The 18433-nt window shown below is 40.7% G+C and carries 17 protein-coding genes and 1 tRNA gene; 7 read left to right on the top strand and 11 right to left on the bottom strand.

What is annotated here, in order from left to right; translation table 11 throughout:
- Positions 1 to 214: 214 nt before the first annotated feature.
- Together ABD772_RS02515 and ABD772_RS02510 are read right to left on the bottom strand one after the other, a co-directional pair.
- The gene (locus ABD772_RS02515) at positions 215 to 1096 is read right to left on the bottom strand and encodes a hypothetical protein (protein ID WP_345100852.1); all 882 of its coding nucleotides are present in this window, start codon (positions 1094 to 1096) and stop codon (positions 215 to 217) included.
- A 284-nt stretch (positions 1097 to 1380) separates the two neighbouring features.
- Positions 1381 to 1767 (bottom strand): response regulator, encoded by a 387-nt coding sequence (locus tag ABD772_RS02510; RefSeq protein ID WP_345100851.1) that lies wholly within the window; start codon positions 1765 to 1767, stop codon positions 1381 to 1383.
- Positions 1768 to 2083: 316 nt separating this feature from the next.
- On the opposite strand from ABD772_RS02510, the gene ABD772_RS02505 reads away from it, so the two are divergent.
- The gene (locus ABD772_RS02505; RefSeq protein ID WP_345100850.1) at positions 2084 to 3256 is read left to right on the top strand and encodes a hypothetical protein; all 1173 of its coding nucleotides are present in this window, start codon (positions 2084 to 2086) and stop codon (positions 3254 to 3256) included.
- A gap of 543 nt (positions 3257 to 3799) precedes the next feature.
- On the opposite strand, the gene ABD772_RS02500 is transcribed toward ABD772_RS02505, so the two are convergent.
- Positions 3800 to 4354: a hypothetical protein gene (locus ABD772_RS02500; protein WP_345100849.1), complete on the bottom strand. Its 555-nt coding sequence runs from the start codon at positions 4352 to 4354 to the stop codon at positions 3800 to 3802.
- A 107-nt stretch (positions 4355 to 4461) separates the two neighbouring features.
- Between ABD772_RS02500 and ABD772_RS02495 the strand changes: the two genes are divergently transcribed.
- Positions 4462 to 5067: a JAB domain-containing protein gene (locus tag ABD772_RS02495; RefSeq protein WP_345100848.1), complete on the top strand. Its 606-nt coding sequence runs from the start codon at positions 4462 to 4464 to the stop codon at positions 5065 to 5067.
- Between the two features lie 179 nt (positions 5068 to 5246).
- Here the strand turns inward: ABD772_RS02495 and ABD772_RS02490 are convergent.
- The 6 genes from ABD772_RS02490 to ABD772_RS02465 all read right to left on the bottom strand — a co-directional run bounded on the left by ABD772_RS02490 (position 5247) and on the right by ABD772_RS02465 (position 8975).
- Positions 5247 to 5331 (bottom strand) — tRNA-Ser (locus tag ABD772_RS02490).
- Positions 5332 to 5438: 107 nt separating this feature from the next.
- Positions 5439 to 6410 (bottom strand): YihY/virulence factor BrkB family protein, encoded by a 972-nt coding sequence (locus tag ABD772_RS02485; RefSeq protein WP_345100847.1) that lies wholly within the window; start codon positions 6408 to 6410, stop codon positions 5439 to 5441.
- A 16-nt stretch (positions 6411 to 6426) separates the two neighbouring features.
- Positions 6427 to 6831 carry an acyl-CoA thioesterase gene (locus ABD772_RS02480; RefSeq protein WP_345100846.1) on the bottom strand — a complete coding sequence of 135 codons (405 nt, stop codon included), beginning with the start codon at positions 6829 to 6831 and terminating at the stop codon, positions 6427 to 6429.
- The gene (mltG, locus tag ABD772_RS02475) at positions 6831 to 7886 is read right to left on the bottom strand and encodes an endolytic transglycosylase MltG (RefSeq protein ID WP_345100845.1); all 1056 of its coding nucleotides are present in this window, start codon (positions 7884 to 7886) and stop codon (positions 6831 to 6833) included. Before mltG ends, ABD772_RS02480 begins: the two co-directional genes overlap by 1 nt.
- A gap of 16 nt (positions 7887 to 7902) precedes the next feature.
- Complete coding sequence (locus ABD772_RS02470; protein ID WP_345100844.1) at positions 7903 to 8205, bottom strand: rhodanese-like domain-containing protein; 303 nt, start codon at positions 8203 to 8205, stop codon at positions 7903 to 7905.
- On the bottom strand, positions 8205 to 8975 hold the full coding sequence (locus ABD772_RS02465; RefSeq protein WP_345100843.1) for a PASTA domain-containing protein: 771 nt from the start codon (positions 8973 to 8975) through the stop codon (positions 8205 to 8207). Before ABD772_RS02465 ends, ABD772_RS02470 begins: the two co-directional genes overlap by 1 nt.
- Positions 8976 to 9106: 131 nt before the next feature.
- Here ABD772_RS02465 and ABD772_RS02460 point away from each other — a divergent pair, with 131 nt between their 5' ends.
- Positions 9107 to 10078, top strand: a complete 972-nt coding sequence (locus tag ABD772_RS02460) for a D-alanine--D-alanine ligase (RefSeq protein ID WP_345100842.1) — start codon at positions 9107 to 9109, stop codon at positions 10076 to 10078.
- Positions 10079 to 10096: 18 nt separating this feature from the next.
- Here the strand turns inward: ABD772_RS02460 and ABD772_RS02455 are convergent, their stop codons facing one another.
- Positions 10097 to 10528, bottom strand: a complete 432-nt coding sequence (locus tag ABD772_RS02455; RefSeq protein WP_345100841.1) for an acyl-CoA thioesterase — start codon at positions 10526 to 10528, stop codon at positions 10097 to 10099.
- A 98-nt stretch (positions 10529 to 10626) separates the two neighbouring features.
- Here ABD772_RS02455 and ABD772_RS02450 point away from each other — a divergent pair, with 98 nt between their 5' ends.
- The 4 genes from ABD772_RS02450 to ABD772_RS02435 all read left to right on the top strand — a co-directional run bounded on the left by ABD772_RS02450 (position 10627) and on the right by ABD772_RS02435 (position 14582).
- Positions 10627 to 11412: a hypothetical protein gene (locus ABD772_RS02450; RefSeq protein ID WP_345100840.1), complete on the top strand. Its 786-nt coding sequence runs from the start codon at positions 10627 to 10629 to the stop codon at positions 11410 to 11412.
- A gap of 124 nt (positions 11413 to 11536) precedes the next feature.
- Complete coding sequence (gene rpsO, locus ABD772_RS02445) at positions 11537 to 11815, top strand: 30S ribosomal protein S15 (protein ID WP_345100839.1); 279 nt, start codon at positions 11537 to 11539, stop codon at positions 11813 to 11815.
- 126 nt (positions 11816 to 11941) lie between these two features.
- Positions 11942 to 14074: a polyribonucleotide nucleotidyltransferase gene (locus ABD772_RS02440; protein WP_345100838.1), complete on the top strand. Its 2133-nt coding sequence runs from the start codon at positions 11942 to 11944 to the stop codon at positions 14072 to 14074.
- A 232-nt stretch (positions 14075 to 14306) separates the two neighbouring features.
- Positions 14307 to 14582: a hypothetical protein gene (locus ABD772_RS02435; protein WP_345100837.1), complete on the top strand. Its 276-nt coding sequence runs from the start codon at positions 14307 to 14309 to the stop codon at positions 14580 to 14582.
- 146 nt (positions 14583 to 14728) lie between these two features.
- On the opposite strand, the gene smc is transcribed toward ABD772_RS02435, so the two are convergent.
- A complete protein-coding gene (smc, locus tag ABD772_RS02430) occupies positions 14729 to 18268 on the bottom strand; it encodes a chromosome segregation protein SMC (protein WP_345100836.1) in 3540 nt (1179 codons plus the stop codon).
- Positions 18269 to 18433: the final 165 nt, after the last annotated feature.

The following is an 18433-nucleotide window of genomic DNA, read 5'->3' as shown; positions in this document are numbered from 1 at the left end:
AAATAGTTAAGCCGCTGTTGTATAGCTAATTGTGACTTGGTTACAGAAATTTTCACATTTTTGTGCAGACTTTACAATGCCTTTGACCATATCACAACGGCGTCTATACAACCATGACAAAGGCCAGATTGGGGTAAAATGTAAAAAAACAGAGTAACTGATGACGTGTAACGCGGAATATCCGGTTAATCGGACAAGTTTTGGAATTGCTAATTTAATAGGTAATTATACACTGCGAAATTTTATTGATTTTTCCGCTGTTGATGAGGTATGCTGCTGCCGCTGATTTATTTAGTTTTTTGTTCAATGTATCGACTATAGTAGGATTGACGAGTTTTAAAAGGATATGCTGGTCGAGCATATTTACCCGCAAAGGACAAACATCGTTCTTGATCCAATGTGGGTTTTTAACAAGTATGGTACCCGAAATAATTTCGTCGTTTAGTTGCCGCGTAAGCGTAGCCGTAGCCCTAAAACCTATACTAGAGCAAGAATCGGTTGGCTGAGTGATTGTTATATCAACTTGCTTATCAATCAATCCATATAAATTTTTAAGACCGATAGATATGCCGGCACCCTTGTTATACACAGTGAGCGGATTGATCACATCAATATTCTTCAGTTCATCAGTCGACGAATTTGGCTCAAAATCTATTCCGTCCATTGGAGGCGTTCCGTCCGAGTAATATATATGTGGCGCTATCAAGGATAACCCATTCACACTAATTACCGAAATTCCATTTCGACGATTATGTACCAGCCCGGCTTTTATTATTTTAATGTTGAAATTACCAGAAACGTTTTGTTTCAATTGACCAAGATAGATCCCATCCCCCCAACAATTTGATATTTTAGGCTGGTTAATAGTTATATTAGATGATGAGTAAATACCAATGCCGTTTCCCCACTCGCCCAACTTGCCAATATGTGTATATCTGTCGCCTTGTATTACGGGGTCAATTAATGTTACATTATTAGCACCAGAAATTTTGAGAATGTTATAAGTTGACTTGTTTGAAGGCTGTAAAAGCAAAACCGAGCCAGGCAGAAACTTTATGACCTTATTCGATCCAATAACCAGACCATTATCATTCACTCTGATTGGGAACGGCGGAAAAATAATTATGTCGTGCGCATTGATGGCCTGTTGCAAATAAAAGGTGTAATCTACCGTCCCGTTTTTTACGAACGATGCTGGGAGGCTTTTGGTTACGTCATAACAGTTACCGGGATGGGAGTGATCACCTGATCTTTGGTGATTGCCTGTTTTTAGCGTTGTGCGGGATGTGTGTGGATGTAATTTGACAATAATTGAAAAAGCATTGATCGAACATATACAAACGTAAATGAACAAAAGATATCTTATACTTAATGGTGTCATTAATGATAAACAGTTGACGCTTCTAAAATCTCTCTGGTAAGGGGCTTAATGAGATATGACTTTACAAACGGATAATTATTAACCCGTTTTAAATCGTGTGGATGAATAGATGACGAAACGATATAGATGTCTATGTTCTTCTTTAGTTGCACAGCTAATGTTTTATAGTTTTCTAAAAATTGCCAGCCGGTAATTTGAGGCATATTAATATCCAGGAATATCACATCCGGCAGCATTTCGTAATCTGTGCTATGTTCATTGAGATAATCGATCACACTGTTCCCGTCATAATAATGCCGAACCTTGCATGGGCAGTATTTATCTATCATCAACTGAAGTACCATGTGTTGCAATGGGTCGTCATCGAGTATCAGTAAATCGGTCATAGCATCTTTTAATTGATAAAATTACGGCCTACAGAAAAATTGACGCGGTTTTTTGCTACACATTTTCAGCACAAAATTTTTCCCAGTTTTTAACAACACGATAAAGGATGACCTGTATTTGACTGATTTCCCAATTGTGTGATAAAAATTGATTATTGAATCCTAAAAGCTATCGTTTTAATTTTGAGTCCCATTTGTCATGCGGCCTGTATACATCAGGTGTTGCACAATTGCCCTGAAAGGCACCGGCGTAATCGAAAGACTCGACTACACACGTTTAGAACCAATTATTAATTAACAGTAAAAAAAAAGTTATATGAGAGATCCCATTAATTTCCGCGTTAATCTGTCTATTAGGTTAGTATTGATAATCCTGTTATTTCTACTATCACAATGTAAAAAAGATTACATTCAAGACAGTGTTACTCCTTCTATTACATTAGGCTCGCAGAATGACGTGTCATTAGCCACCAGTGTTATTTCGGTACCTTACGACGTTTCAAAAAGCTTACCTGCAAACTTTGTAAAAAACGGGACAAAGGACTATACTACCTATCTCCAGAGTGCCCTAAACAAATATACCAATATCGTTTTCCCCGCTTTCCCGATATTGGTAAACGCCACCGGCCTTAAAATTTTATCTAATACAACCATCACGTTTTTGGCGGGATCGAAATTGTTGCTTGTACCCAATAACCTGCCTAACTACAGCGTGATCAGAATCTATAATGTTAGCAATGTTGTGCTAAACAACCCCGTTATTATTGGTGACAGGTATGCCCATTCTAGTATCGACGGTCAATGGGGGCAGGGAATAACTATTTCGGGTTCAAAAAATATCATTTTAAACGCACCAAATATTACCAACTGCTGGGGCGACGGCATTTACCTTTCATCGATAGATACGTTAAATAATCATAACATAACCATCAACAATGCCTATTGTCGGTCAAATCGTCGAAATGGAATATCGGTGACGAGCGCGGTCGGGTTAACGCTTGAATCGCCTTATGCCGGTTACAGCGACGGTTCGCCACCATCTGCCGGCATTGACTTTGAGGCCGAAAGCAGTGCTGATCAGTTACAGAAAATAGTGATTAATAATGCGCGAACTGAATACAATACCGGGAATGGCATTACCATGGGGTTTAGAAGTTTATTTGGCGGCCGCAATAAATTTATTGGCTTTCAGCTCAATAATTGTATGGACAAAGGTTCGGCAATTGGGTTAAACGCTACCGCTACTTTAACCAGAAGAGTTGGCAATGAAACTGTTACCGGCGACATCAAGGTAATAAACCCTTATTGGCGTAAAAATACGAATACGCCACTTGCAACAAATTTGCTGGTGACTACGATCAGACTAAATGTTGTTAACCCCATTGTACAAGATATTACCGGGCAGCAACTCACCGACGCCCAGGCACTGGCGATCTTTACATATAAAACTCACATCAATCGGACAGCAAATTATACGATTACTTTTTAAAACCTCAATATGTACGGAAACACATAACACAACCTCTTCACTGCACGTCTGTAGCGGGTACGCAGTGATAGCTACAACACAAACGAAGAAGCCTCATAGGTCATTGATTCAAATCAATGACCTATGAGGCTTTCTTGCGGGGTGAATGGGAACCTATTAGAACACTTGGATGGAATTTTGGACGTGATTAAAGAAATTGTTCAAGGCAAATAACACATAATTATTTTATACGATATATCTTACTGTAGGACTTTGCAATTCGTTCACGAGCATTTAACGGTTCTTCAGAAGGAATATCGCTAGTTTGCTTGGGGAAAATTCCTTTATATTGGAAATATTCTTCACATAGATCCCAATCTTGAAAAATAAGTTTTAAAACATGTTCTTTTTTATTCAAAGCTGGTATATCAAAGCTGTCATGACAATTTGCAGCAATTTCAGACAGTAAAGCACGAGTTGATTCAAGTGCTTTGAAAATTGAAGGCTTGAAAAGATTAAATATTAGATTTTTATCTTGATTATACTCTGTTAAAGCATCGGTTTTTAAATGGATGATGCTATTACGAATATTTTCGAGCTTTTAAAATTTGGCCAATGTTTAGAGTTTTTAGGTGAGGCCATTTTTAAAGCATCAGGTATGATTACCGAAAGTTTAAAGTCTGTAGTCTTATTTCTTTCAATATAAAGCTTATCCATTAACAAGTTACCATTATTTTTTTCTTCCTGATATATATAATCATCAGGTATTAATGAATTAACTATCGATTCGATAGCAGTATATAATGTTATTACAGCAGTTTGTGTATGTTCAATATATTCGTAAAAGCTACCTGCTAATTGTTCATCAAGTTCTGTAATTCCTGATTTCTTTAAAATTGGTTGGAATGTCTCTGTATAGATATTTTTAGCTAAAGCAGCCTCCTTTTCAGATAAATCGAGAAAAATTCCTGCGATGTTGGGGGTTGGTACAACCAGCTCGGTCTTACCGAATTTGTAGGATTGTCGATGATTTATTACGTATACTTTATCATTCTTATCAATTGAGAACTGTATAATCTTTTTCGTCCTTTTGTAAATATCCTTGCTAAACTTATCCATTTAACCGCTAGATCTATTAATTTAAATTAGAGACAATAGTAAATGATGAAGATACGCAAATATAAAAGCCACAAAACTGTTAATTAACCAATAAGGAGATAATAAAAATGACTACACGTAAGGCAATCCGCACAGAACAGACTACACTAACTAATAGCGAGGAAATTATCAACTATGTTTGTAAAAACTGGGACAATTCAAAAAAACACTTAGAAAGTGCTTATGTTATTTATCTTGATTATAATGAAAAGGTAATTGATTGGGAGTTATTGAATACAGGTGATGAAAATAGCTGCCATGTGCCTGTTTATCTTATAATGCGAAGAGCAGTTAAACTGATGGCACAAGGAATTGTCTTTGCACATAATCATCCTTCTGGGTCGACAGAACCGTCTGAAGTTGATATAAGAACTACAGAAAATATTTATAGACGTTGTTTGGCATTAGATATAAAATTTATAGATCATATTATTATATCGACTAAATGTGGTCCATATTCCTTTAAGGAACAAGGTAATTTGCAGGTTTATCGGAATAATCAAAAAAAAGCTGAAGAATTACTTGAACATGGTTCGTTTACAAATATTGCACTCAATATTGTTGAGCGATTTTGTCAAGACATAGCAAGGGGGAATTCTACATATAACAGTAACAATACGGTCACCAGACAATTAGAGAAGTTGTATATTAAGTTTTTTGATCCAATTATTTAATTGATATAAAAAATGCCCTCAAGTTAGTTTAAAGACGCTTTAGTGATTTTACTAGAGAGGGATTTACTCTGTGGACGGTATTATCGCACTATTAAAAGAATAAGGCTGCTCCAAAGAAACAGCCTTATAAAATTCATTAATTTTTCAGTAATGCAAAGTACTACTGAACTTTTTTTCTGCGGAGAGTTAGGGATTCGAACCCCAGGACCTGTTACAGTCAACAGTTTTCAAGACTGCCGCAATCGACCACTCTGCCAACTCTCCGGGGACAAAAGTACAAATCCGGCCCGAATTGGCAAATCTGAATTCCACTTTTTTTAACAATTCTGAAAAAAGGTGATAAGTAGTTGAAAGTGAGCCGGCTTATTTTTCTATTTTATCAATTTTTCGGTCCGGAAGGTGTTGTGTTTTTGTTTTACCACCTTAATGTTCCGCTTAGAAAGGTCAATGCTGGCGTTTAATTCAAAGCCGATTAGTAAAATTGCCGAGTTTAAAAATAGCCATAACATCACCACAATCACGGTGCCGATAGAACCATAGATCTTATTGTAAGAAGCAAAGTGATTAATATAGTAAGTAAATCCCAACGAGGTTAAAATGGCCAGCCCGGTAGCCAGGATAGAGCCCGGACTAAGAAAAGGCCATTTTAATTTGTGCGAGGGCCCATAGCGGTATAGCAGTGAAATAGTCACAAAAAATATCGTAACAATAATAACCCAGCGCGACACCGTAAGCACATGGATCCAAAAGTGGCTTTTGCTGGCAATATGGGCCTGGAGATAGCCAATAACGCTTTCGCCGGCAATCATGATAGCGATGGCTACTATCAGGGCTACAGTGATAACGATAGTAAGCAGCATAGCTATCACGCGCCTTTTTAACCACGTCCGTTTCTCTAATATGAGCGATGAGTTGTTAAAAGCCCGCATCAGGTTGCTTACGCCATTGGTGGCAAAATATAATGCGGTAACAAAACCCAGGGACAATAAGCCGGCGTTCTGATGCTTGATAATATCCTCAATAGTTGTCTCAAAAGCAAGGTAAGCGTAGGTTGGTAATATAGTGTGCAAAAGCTCCAGCAGTTTTTCCTGAAACCGATCTACAGGTATATAGGCTATAAGCGTAAATAAAAACAACGTGCCGGGGAATAATGCTAACAAAAAGTTATAAGCCAATGCTGATGCCTTATTGATCAGTGAATCTTCCAGAAACTCATTGATAAGCGATACCGTTACCGCATAGACAGACAGGTTGCCAAAACCGGGTAATACAATTGACTTAGTCCATAATATAAATGAACGGTATAATTTTAGTCGTAATAATAAGCGGTGTACCCATCTCATCGGTAAGCTAATTTACTCAAAAAAATGGCTTTAATTTCTCCAGGAATTCTGCCGATGGTAAACAGGGGCGATTGTTGGTCATATTAACAAACACCAGCAATGTTTCACCCTGGTGAATCAGCTCCTCACTTTCATTAAACAGCTCGTATCTGAAATGAATTTTTACGCCGGGCATTTTGTCCATGATCACCTTAACGGTTATCTCCTCGTCATAGCGTGCCGGTTTCAGGTACTTACACTTCATCTCCAGCACCGGCATCATAATACCCGACTCTTCCATACCGCGATAGGTGAGGCCCAGGCTGCGCAGCATTTCAACACGGCCTACCTCATAAAACTCGGCATAATTGCCATAGTACATGTAACCCATTTGGTCAGTTTCGCCATAGCGGACACGTATTTTGGTAGAGTGCTCAAACATTATTTCATGATCTTATGCTCGGTAAGCGCTTTGCGGAACTTGGCTGCATTAATGTTATGCTGTGCGACGTTGGTAGCAAAATTATGTCTGTTTGAGAAATCCTCTTTAGCCACCATGTACAGGTAATCATTCTTCTGATAATTTAATACCGCTTTAACCGCTGCTACTGATGGCATCATTACGGGGCCCGGAGGCAGGCCGGTATGCACATAGGTATTATAAGGAGAGTTAACGCTAAGGTATTTATTCAGCACCCGGTGGATGGTAAAATCATTCATCGCAAAGATCACTGTTGGGTCTGACTCCAGTTTCATGCCTTTGCGTAATCTGTTCAGATAAAGCCCTGCAATGGTAGGCATCTCGTCATCGTAAACAGCCTCGGCATCAACAATCGAAGCCAGGATAGAAACCTGCGGGATAGTAAGATTAATTGCAGCGGCTTGTTGTTTACGCTCAGGTGTCCAGAAATTCTCATAATGCTTATACATCCTTTTATAGAATTTTTCGGGCGATATATCCCAGTTCATTTTGTATGAATCAGGCATGATCATCACAAAAGCATTGTCAGTATTCAAACCAAATTGATTTACGAAAGTGTTCGAATCAAGGTAGCGTAGCAATGTTAATGAGTCTGCTTCCAGCTTTTTGCTTACAAAGCCCGCAAATTGCGCTTTGGTCCTGAATACATGGAAAGACAAGTCGACCGGCTCTTGCTCGCCCAATTGCAGCATGCGGATGAATTTGCGGTTACTCATACCTTCATGCAGCCTGTATCTGCCCGGCTTAACATGGTTGGTATATTTCATTTGGTGCGCTGCCCAGGCAAAGGTGACAGTGTCTCTTACAATATCTTCGTCGCGGATAGTTTTATATACGTCGTTAAAATCTGAGCCGGTGCGTATGTACAGATACTCGTGGTTACCGGTAACCTGCGGGCCAAAATAACGCAGGTAATAAAATACCAGTGTACCGCCCAGACCTAATATGATCAAAACTACCAGGGTAATGATAAATTTTTTAAAAATACCGCCCGATGATGCCCGTTTTTTAGCCATGATGTTGTTAATGTTTTTAAGCCTGTAGTTTCTGCAACGCTAACAGCCCGCCGGTTAAGTTTATTATGTTGGTAAAGCCATTTTGCATTAAAATTGTTTGCGCCGTTTGGCTGCGCAAACCGGCTTTGCATATAACAATAATCTCTTCGGTTTTGTTAGGGTGAACAAGGCTGAGTTTTTCAGTTAGTTTAGATAGAGGAATGTTTTTGCCGCCTATGTTATAGGTTAGATATTCAATTTCTTCGCGCACATCAAGTACGTTAAGCGGTTCGCCGCTTAGTAACCTGCTTTTAAAGCTTTGTGCATCAATTTGCTGCATTACTTTTTAGCCTGGGCAACAGTTAAGTTAATTTTTGTGCCGATGCTGACTTTATTGAGCGAATCTGTCTTCATCGGAAACTGGCTTACCACCACTACGTTACTTGAGTCGGTAATGGGCCCTTCGTAGGTAATAGTGCCTATGCCCAGGTTAGCATTTTTCAACACAAAACGTACAGCATCCAGGTCCTGATTGATCAAATCGGGCACATCAACTTCGCTTGCGCCCACACCGTCGCCCAAAACTAAATCAATGCGCGAGCCTTTAGGTATCCGCTGGCCTGTATTCAATGTCTGTCCTGCTAATTTAGCTTCTAACACCACGTTCAAAGCTATATCAGCGCGATAAGTGGTGTCGCCAACTTTAAGGCCTGCATTTTGCAGGGTCGCCTGCGCTTGTATATAAGGCATTTGGTCAATATCAGGCAAAGCCACAGGCGGGGCTTTTAGCGTAACCATGGTCAGATATATCTTCCGGTTTTCTTTCACGTTGGTTCCCGGGTCTGGGTCTTGCTCAACCACGGTGCCCGGATCAGCATCACCCACATATACAGAATCAACCTGGTAATCAAAGCCCTGATTTTCTAGTATGTCGATAGCTTTTTCAATAGGTAAGCCCTTTAGTTTGGGTACAGGTATACCAGAGCCGTGATTGGTATAAAAACTGAGGCTGAAAAATGCGATTAAAACAATGGCTATTACAGAGCCAATAGCTAATAAAAGCGTGTTCCGGAAAGATTTAGTTTTTAAATAAGACCCAAATTTACTCATCGTCGGTTTGGTAATATTATACTTAATTTATGCATCAAACATAAGGATAATTTCGGATTTATAGGTTTGTAAAACTAATGTATTAATTAGGGACATGGCCTGAAAAAATATTTATCTTTGGCCGTATGACCATGAAAAACATAGCACTTTTAGCCGGAGGTTTTACCGGCGAATATGAGGTATCTTTGAATAGCGCCAGCAACATTGCCAACAACTTAGACAAGGCAAAATACAACGTTTATATTATTTTAATAAACCGCGATCGTTGGTTTTATGAGCAGGGAAGCGAGCGTTTTGACATCGATAAAAACGACTTCAGCCTGACTATCAATGGCGAAAAAATAAAGTTCGATTTTGCTTTCATCACGATACACGGCACCCCCGGCGAGGATGGTAAAATGCAGGGTTACCTGGACATGCTGGGCATTCCGTATAATACCTGCGACGTTACTACATCGGCTATAACCATGAATAAGGCTTATACCAAAACCATTGTTCATGGAATTCACGGTTTAAATACGGCTAAGTCAATTCGTTTATTTAAAAAGGATGGACATGATATAGCCACTATTGCATCAGCTTTAAAATTTCCGTTGTTTATTAAGCCAAATAATGGCGGCAGCAGCGTAGGGATGAGTAAGGTATATACGCCGGGAGAGCTTCCGGCCGCTATTGAAAAAGCTTTTCATGAAGACAATGAGATATTGATCGAAGAGTTTATTAAAGGCCGTGAGTTTAGCATCGGCATTGCGCGTTTAAGTGGTAAGATCACCGTATTGCCTGCTACTGAGATTATCAGCAAAAAAGATTTTTTTGATTACGAAGCTAAATATGTTGCCGGTGCATCAGACGAGATCACGCCGGCTGACATAAGTGCAGTCAAAAACGCGCAAATAGCCGAAATAGTAACCGAGGTTTACCTGCGCTTAAACTGCCGCGGTATGGCTCGTGTCGACTTTATTTTGTTGGAAGATACCCAGGACTTTTACTTCATTGAGATCAACACCACACCAGGCCAGTCATCAGCCAGTCTGATACCACAGCAGGTTAGAGCGGCAGGTATGAGCCTGCCAGATTTTTATGCCGAATTGATAGCAGAGTAATTTATAATAAAAGATCTGTCATTTTTTGAACGAAGTATAATGCGCAATAACGTGTTCGGGTATTTTTGAGGCCTTTCCGTCTGCCAGTGTTATCATCACAAAATCAAACCAGCCGTCGCAGCAAATTTTATTGCTTGCCTTGTTTTTGATATTGAATTTTACGCGGCAAACTTTTTTGTCGATGCTTTCAATGCCAGTGGTCACTACGAAATAATCGCCTAATAGCAGCGGGCGTTTATAATCGAGAAATACACCGCGCACCAGCCAACCGTAGCCATCATTTAAAAATTGCTCTATCGACATGCCGTAGCACCGCTCCATCTGATCGTAACGGGCAGCCTGTACATAGTCGAAATATTTACTGTTGTGTACGTGGCGGTACATGTCTATATCGTCCGGCCTGACACGGTATTCGGTTTCAAAAGTGGCGTATTGGTCGGTTACTGTCATATAGATACAAATATCGGTATTTAGACTTTATTATAACCATGAAGAATGTTTTGATCGGGGTTGCAACAAATAATTAAGTTCTTATCGATATATTTGAGTTGAACCTTAACCCATTTATAATAAGAAAAAACCTTATTACACTTAGTTTAATAATAGCCTGCATAGGGGCGCATGCTCAAACCTATACTGCTAAAGATTTAATAGGCAGATGGGAGTTTACCCGTAATAAAAAGGCCAACATTCTATTTACCAGCGATAGCACGGGTGCCTGGTTACAACAGGATGGTTTGATATTTAATAGATTTAAATATACCTGTGGTATCCAGGGTCCGGGCGACAAATACATGGAATTCAGGTTTACCGTCGAACTTAACCGCAAACATCCTAAACATGTAAGTGGTTACATCAAATTTTTAGATGACAGCATAGCGCTATTAAGAATAGGGTGGCCCATTAGTAAAGGCGCCGATACTACTTACAAAAAAGCATCCGTCTTAAAGCGAATAAAACAGCCGTTATGGCGCGATGCACCAAGATTGCCTACCTATAAAGATTTACTGGGCAAATGGCTTACTTATTCCAAAAAGCGTGGTATATCATCCGGGATCAGATTTATTGATTCGACACGTGCGGTTCATATTATAGGAGATAGGCAGCAACTTGTAAATTACAAAATTGACTTTACTCAACAACCTATTCCTGTTGATTTTTATTGGGGTACCCAATTGACACAAGGTTATATTGTATTTTATTCAATAGACAGGATCAGGGTAGAATTGTTTAAGCAAGGCAAGCCCCGCCCTGATCATTTTAGAGTATTTGGCCAAAATATCCAGCTTACCCGTCAAAAGGGCGAAGCTGGTGCCGGTTCGGCCGGTAATTAATAAACTTTAAATAACTATTCGCTATTTACCAAACTTTTGAATTTAAACTTTTTACTTTTGAATTTAAACATTACCTTTGCCCCACAATTAATAAAATTATTTACGCTTTAATATTATTCAAGTAATGTATTTAAGTACTGAAGCGAAACAAGAACTTTTCGCAAAACACGGCAAAGGTCCGCAAGATACCGGATCTGCTGAAGGACAGGTAGCACTTTTTACCACTCGTATTGCTCACTTAACCGGGCATTTGAAAAAAAACAAACACGATTTTTCTACTCAGCTGTCGCTGCAAAAAATGGTAGGTAAACGTCGTGCGTTGTTAGCTTACCTGTACAAAAAAGATATTGAGAGATACCGTGCTATTATCAAAGCTTTACAGCTAAGAGATATCATTAAGTAACTTAAACTTATTTTTAAAAAAAAGCCGTCTCTTTGTGGATGGCTTTTTTACTTTTACGAAATTATTTACACACAATAAAAACCGATGCGCTCCCAAAGATGAAAAGCGCATCACAACACAAACAAAATGAGTTTAAAAGTAATTAACAAAGTGATCGATTTAGGTGACGGCCGCACCATAGAGATCGAAACCGGAAAACTGGCCAAACAAGCTGATGGATCAGTAGTAGTTAAAATGGGTAACACCATGTTATTAGCTACTGTAGTTTCATCACTTGAGGCTAAAGAAGGCGTGGATTTTTTACCGCTTTCAGTCGATTATCAGGAAAAATATGCTGCCACCGGTCGTATCCCCGGCGGATTTTTACGCCGCGAGGCGCGTTTATCAGACTATGAGGTTTTGATCTCTCGTTTGGTCGACCGTGCTTTACGTCCAATGTTCCCGGAAGATTATCATGCAGACACGCAAGTGATGATCTCTTTAATATCGGCTGATAAAGACATCATGCCTGATTGTTTAGCAGGTTTGGCTGCATCAGCAGCTTTAGCTGTTTCAGATATCCCTTTCAATGGCCCGATATCAGAAGTACGTGTGGCCAAAATTGACGGCCAATTGGTTATCAATCCAACTTTAAGCCAGTTAGCTAATGCTACCCTGGAGTTTATTGTTGCCGGTTCTGAACATGACATCAACATGGTCGAAGGTGAATCAAAAGAGATCCAGGAAGCCGAACTTGTTGAAGCTATCAAATTTGCACACGAGGCCATTAAAGTTCAATGTTTTATACAAAAACAATTAACTGAAGAAGTTGGTAAGACAGAGAAACGCGTTTACAGTCATGAAAACAGCAATGAAGAGCTGAAAAAAGCTATCTACGCTGCTACTTACGATAAAGTTTATGCCATAGCCAGCGAAGCATCTGCCAAAGACGAACGTACTGCTAAATTTAAAGCTGTACGCGATGAGTTTATTGAAACTTTAGGTGAGATTGATGACGTTACCAAATTCCTGGCAAAAAAATATTACCATGATGTTGAGTACGATGCCATCCGTAACCTGGTGTTAGATGAAGGTAAACGTCTGGACGGCCGTACTACTACACAGATCCGCCCGATATGGAGCGAGGTAGGTTATTTGCCTGCTGCTCACGGTTCGGCAGTATTTACCCGTGGCGAAACCCAATCATTAACCACCGTTACTTTAGGTGCTAAAGACGACGAGCAAATGATTGATGGTGCATTTATCAATGGGTATCAAAAATTCTTGCTGCATTACAATTTCCCTGGTTTCTCAACAGGCGAGGTTCGTCCTAACAGAGGTGCCGGCCGTCGTGAAATTGGTCACGGTAACCTGGCTATGCGTTCGTTAAAACAAGTATTACCCGCCGACGACAGCAACCCTTACACTATCCGTATAGTATCTGATATCCTGGAATCGAACGGTTCATCATCAATGGCTACGGTTTGCGCCGGTACATTAGCTTTGATGGATGCAGGTGTTAAAATCACCAACCCGGTATCTGGTATCGCTATGGGATTGATCACCAACGAAATGGGTACCAAATACGCTATCCTTTCTGATATTTTGGGAGATGAAGATCACCTGGGTGATATGGACTTTAAAGTAACCGGTACTAAAAACGGTGTCGTTGCGGTACAAATGGATTTGAAAATTAACGGTCTGTCATACGAAGTATTGACTAACGCGTTAAACCAGGCTAAAGAGGGCCGTTTACATATCCTTGGCGAAATGGCAAAAACCATGAGCGCGCCTCGCGAAGATTACAAACCACACGCTCCGCGTATTATTACCATCAAAATTGACAAAGAATTTATTGGTGCGGTTATAGGCCCCGGTGGTAAAATTATTCAAGAAATGCAGCGCGAAACCGGTGCAACTATCTCAATCGAGGAAGTTGGCAATCAGGGTATCGTGCAGATCTTTGCTGACAATAAAGAAGCTATAGATAAAGCGGTAAGCCGTATCAAAGCCATTGCTTCAAAACCCGAAGTAGGCGAGATATACGACGGTAAAGTGAAATCAATTATGCCTTTTGGTGCATTTGTTGAGATCATGCCGGGTAAAGACGGTTTATTGCATATATCAGAAATTGATCACAAACGTTTCGAAACCATGGACGGTATTTTCCAGGTAGGCGACGAAGTGCGTGTTAAATTGCTGGATGTAGACAAGCAAGGCAAGTTAAAACTTTCGCGTAAAGTGTTATTGCCAAAGCCTGAGAAACCCGAAGCTAACTAAAGCCCCTAAGTCTCCCCTGGAAAGGGGAGACTTAAAGTATTTCCCTCATCAAAACCCTCCCTACCGGGAGGGTTTGGGTGGGACTCTAAAAGTCTTGGAAACAAGGCTTTTACTATTTAAAGCTTAAATTGTTTTAACTATTTTCACATTTTTAAAACAAAAAACTACCCAGAAGACTTAATAGCTTTTATAGTTAAGTGATAAAAGCTAAAAGCCGACCCGCAATTTGACGATGAATTCTATTCCTGATGATCCTTTAGATTTTCTCAATAGCGGCAATAATTCAGATAAATCAGCGCATCCCCATGATGTTCTGGTGCAACAGTTATTGTACGAAATTATAAGGGTGAAAGAACTTATTGCATACTATGACTCCATCCCTAACGGAGGCGGGCAACTTGGCTCGTCCATACTAACCGAATTGGTAGGCGAAGCTTATAACTCATTAGTAAACTACGATCTGGTACTTATGAAAAAGTATTATGACTTACTGCAGAATTGTGATTAGTTCAATAGGCTCATTAGGCATTAATATTCTTCACATTTTTCGAGCGTAGGGAGCAAGTTATATATACACCAAGCATCCCGGTATCTGAGCGCGGAGCTTTCCCGTTACTAACCGAAACGACAAATAATTATTAAGATTAAAGCGGATCAGTCAGCCAGTTCCCTTAAATCGACCGGTACAACGCGCGAAATGCCTTGCTCAACCATAGTGACACCGTAAATAATATCGGTGCTGGCAATGGTTCTTTTATTGTGCGATACGATGATAAATTGCGACTCCTGCGAGAACTTGCGGATGATGTTGTTGAACTTGTCGATGTTGGTATCATCAAGCGGCGCGTCAACCTCGTCAAAAATACAGAAGGGAGCCGGCTTTAACAGGTAAAGCGAGAATAAGATGGCCGTAGCGGTCAATGTCTTTTCGCCACCCGAAAGCTGGTTAATTGATAGCGGACGTTTACCCTTGGGCTTGGCCATAATGTCAATGTCCGACTCTAACGGATGCTCCGGATCAAGCAGGATCAAATCGCACGAATCTTCCTCATTAAACAACGAGCGGAATACCTTGATAAAGTTTTCGCGCACCTGCGTAAAGGCAAACATAAATTTTTCGCGTGCGGTGTCGTCAATCTCCTGTATAGTGGCCATTAATGATGCTTTAGCTTCACCCAGATCCTTCTTCTGGTTCTGGATAAACTCGTAGCGTTCGTTCATCTCTTTATATGCCTCAACAGCCATCGGGTTAATGGCACCAAAATCATCCAGCTGGTTTTTGAGCTTGTCAGTACGCTCACGCAATTGCTGCTCATTTTCGTCTCCGGCAATTTCCGTTTCGGGCAAGTCATTAATATCTACATTAAACTCAACCGACAAGCGCTCTTTTAAAGCATTAAGCTCGATACGCAGGTTATTACGCTCGTCTTTCAGTTCGCTCTCAATAACCTCAGCCTGATCTTTTTTACGGCGCAGTGCGGCAATGGCATCCTCGGTCTCTGTTATCTTGCCGCGTAGTTTATAATATTCCTGCTCGGCTTCCTGCGTTGCTTTTTCCAGCTCTTCTTTCTGGCTGTACATTTCCAGCAAACCGTCGTCCGAGTTGTCAGACTGTTGCAAATTTTCTTGTATGGCGACTTTGACCTCTTCCAGTTCGGCAGCATTTTTTTTGATGCGGCTTTCTAAACTATCCTGCTGGGTGAAGCGGTAATCTAAATCTTTGTTCAAGCCCGAAACTTTATTTTGCTGCTGATGAAAACGGATATTCTCCTGGTTATAGGCATTTGACTGCACGGTAACCATTTCGTTCAGCTCATTAAACTCCGCTTGTTTTTCGGTAAGTAAAACTGCCTGGGCTTCTTTCTTTTCCTTTAGCTCAACCAATAACGGTTGCAGGCTTGCCCTCTCTTCTTTAATACCGGCTATTTTTTTGGCGATATCATCCTTACGGTTAAGGCTGTTTTCAATGAATGTCTCATATTGTTCCTGGCGGGTTTTAACGGTAATAAGCTCCGTATTCAGTCGATTCAGCTCGGCTTGTTTTTGGGCGATCTCCTGCGCTTTGCCCTGAGATTTCAAAGTTACCGACTGCGTTTGCAATTCATTCGAACGTGTTTTAAGCTCAAATAGGTCAACTTCCAGCTTTTTGATCTCCTTAGCCAGGTTTTCCAGGTTTTTGGCGCGCCCTATACGTTTACCTTCAAATAAACCCACCGAGCCGCCGGCCATGGTATATTTGGTTTTGTTGAATTTACCGCTTTGGGCTATCAAAACCAGGCCCTCGGTAAGTGTGGCATTATTCAGATCGCTTTCATCATTAACCAGGTAAACATTTTTTAGCAGATGATCTACCAGCGGCTGATATTTCTTTTCAACCTCGACAACATTTAGCGCCGGGATGCGGCCACCAACCGGTTCTTCCTTAAATGGCAGCGAAACGGAGTCGGTGTAATTGCTCAAAATGAAAAATTGCGCCCTGCCACGTGAGGCATTACTTAACAGGTTAACCGCTTTAATGGCCTCGTCATAAGTATCCACTACATAGTGGTTCATTAGGGGTTCGAGGTAGTTTTCAATGGCTACGCGATATTGCTCGCGGCAAAACAGTACATCGCTGAAGAGGGGAGCATTTTTGGCCCATTCGTTATTATTTTTCAGAAAGCGGATAGACTCAGGGAAACCTTCCAGGTTATCAACCAAACTTTTGGTAAGGTTGTACTCATTTTGTTTCGCGTCCAGTTTCCGGCTTTCAGTAATAATAGTTTCTTTAACAGTTTCAGCCTCGGCGTCTATAGTAGCTATCTGTCCCTGTAATTTTTCTTCATGCTTTACCTCTTGTTCGTATTCGGCCTGTAAGGCTTCCGTACGGCCCTGTAATTCGGCAACTACCTCATTAAAGTGCGACAGCTCTACCTTTTTGTTGGTGGCGTCTTCCATATTACGCTGGCTTTCCTGCTCAAGCGCCTGCTCTTGTATTTGCAGTATATCAATGTCTTTCTCGGCCTTGTAAGCCTGATTTTGCAGGTTGTTATTGGCCGATACCAATTCATTCAAGGCATTACGCGCGCTTGATTGTTGCAGACGCAATTCGTCAACCATTTGTTTCAGGTCGGCAACTTTGGTGCTTATCGTGTCCAGGTTTTCTTCTTCCTGGGCTTTCTCCTCATTAAGGCGCTTGATGTTATACAGAACGTGGTTGAGCTGATTGCGGTCGCGTTCCAGTTCTTCAGCTAAACGGGTTTCTTTGTCCTGTTGGAATTTCAGTTGCTCATTCTTGATCTTTTTCTCACTCTCGTAAGCGCGAATTTTGCCAACAAACTCGTTGGTGGCTTTTTGTTGGATGGATAGATTTTTTTCTTTGGTGATGCTATCCAGCTTTTCTTGCTGTAAAGCGGCTTCAAGTGTATCCATCTGCGATACAACGCCCGATTTTTCTTCGCGCTGCCTCAACTCTTGTTCCTCGATGGTCGCCAGCGAGGTGCCAAATGCTGCGATCTTAAATGAAGCCAGTTTGATACTGAGTGTTTTGTATTCTTCTTTAAGCCGATAGTAACGCTCGGTTTTCTTAGCCTGGTTCTCGAGCATTTTCAGGTTTTTCTGAATCTCGAAAAGCAAGTCCTCTACGCGTTCCAGGTCGGCTTCAGTTTCTTTCAGCTTATTAAAAGTCTGCTTTTTACGTAGTTTATATTTGGATATGCCCGATGCCTCTTCAAACAAATTCCGGCGCGAACCTTCTTTGTTGGAAATGATCTCTTCGATCATCCGCAGCTCAATAATAGCGTACGAATCTGAACCCACACCGGTATCCAGGAAAAGGTCAGTAATATCCTTTAAACGGCATTGCACGTCATTGAGGCGATATTCGCTATCGCCACTGCGGTAAAGCTTGCGGGTAAGCGTAACCTGCGAATAGTCGGTAGGGAGGATGTTCTTAGTATTATCAAAGGTCAGCGATACTTCGGCCAGGTTAGCGGCTTTGCGGCTTTTGGTGCCGTTAAAAATAACATTGTCCATTTTCTCTGAGCGCAGCATACGTGTGCTTTGCTCGCCCAATACCCAGCGTATGGCATCTACCACGTTTGATTTGCCACAGCCGTTAGGCCCCACAATAGCGGTTACACCTTCATTAAAATTAATGGTGATCTTATCGCCAAAGCTTTTGAAACCCTTGATTTCTAACTGTGTAAGCTGCATTTAAACGTTGTATCCTTAAGAAAATTCGAGTGTTCAAAATAGCGTAAAATTTTGGAAATAGCAAGGTGGGGTTTAGAGATTAGCGACAGAACATCGGAGCTTGGTGGTACACATAACAAAGCCTGCTATGGCCGCTCATAACGGTATGATCTGTAAAAATAAAGG

This window comes from Mucilaginibacter panaciglaebae, assembly GCF_039539265.1.
In the GTDB taxonomy this organism is placed as follows: Bacteria; Bacteroidota; Bacteroidia; order Sphingobacteriales; family Sphingobacteriaceae; genus Mucilaginibacter; species Mucilaginibacter panaciglaebae.
The sequence above is the reverse complement of the archived record's forward strand: the minus strand, read 5'-3'. Positions and strand labels throughout refer to the sequence as shown.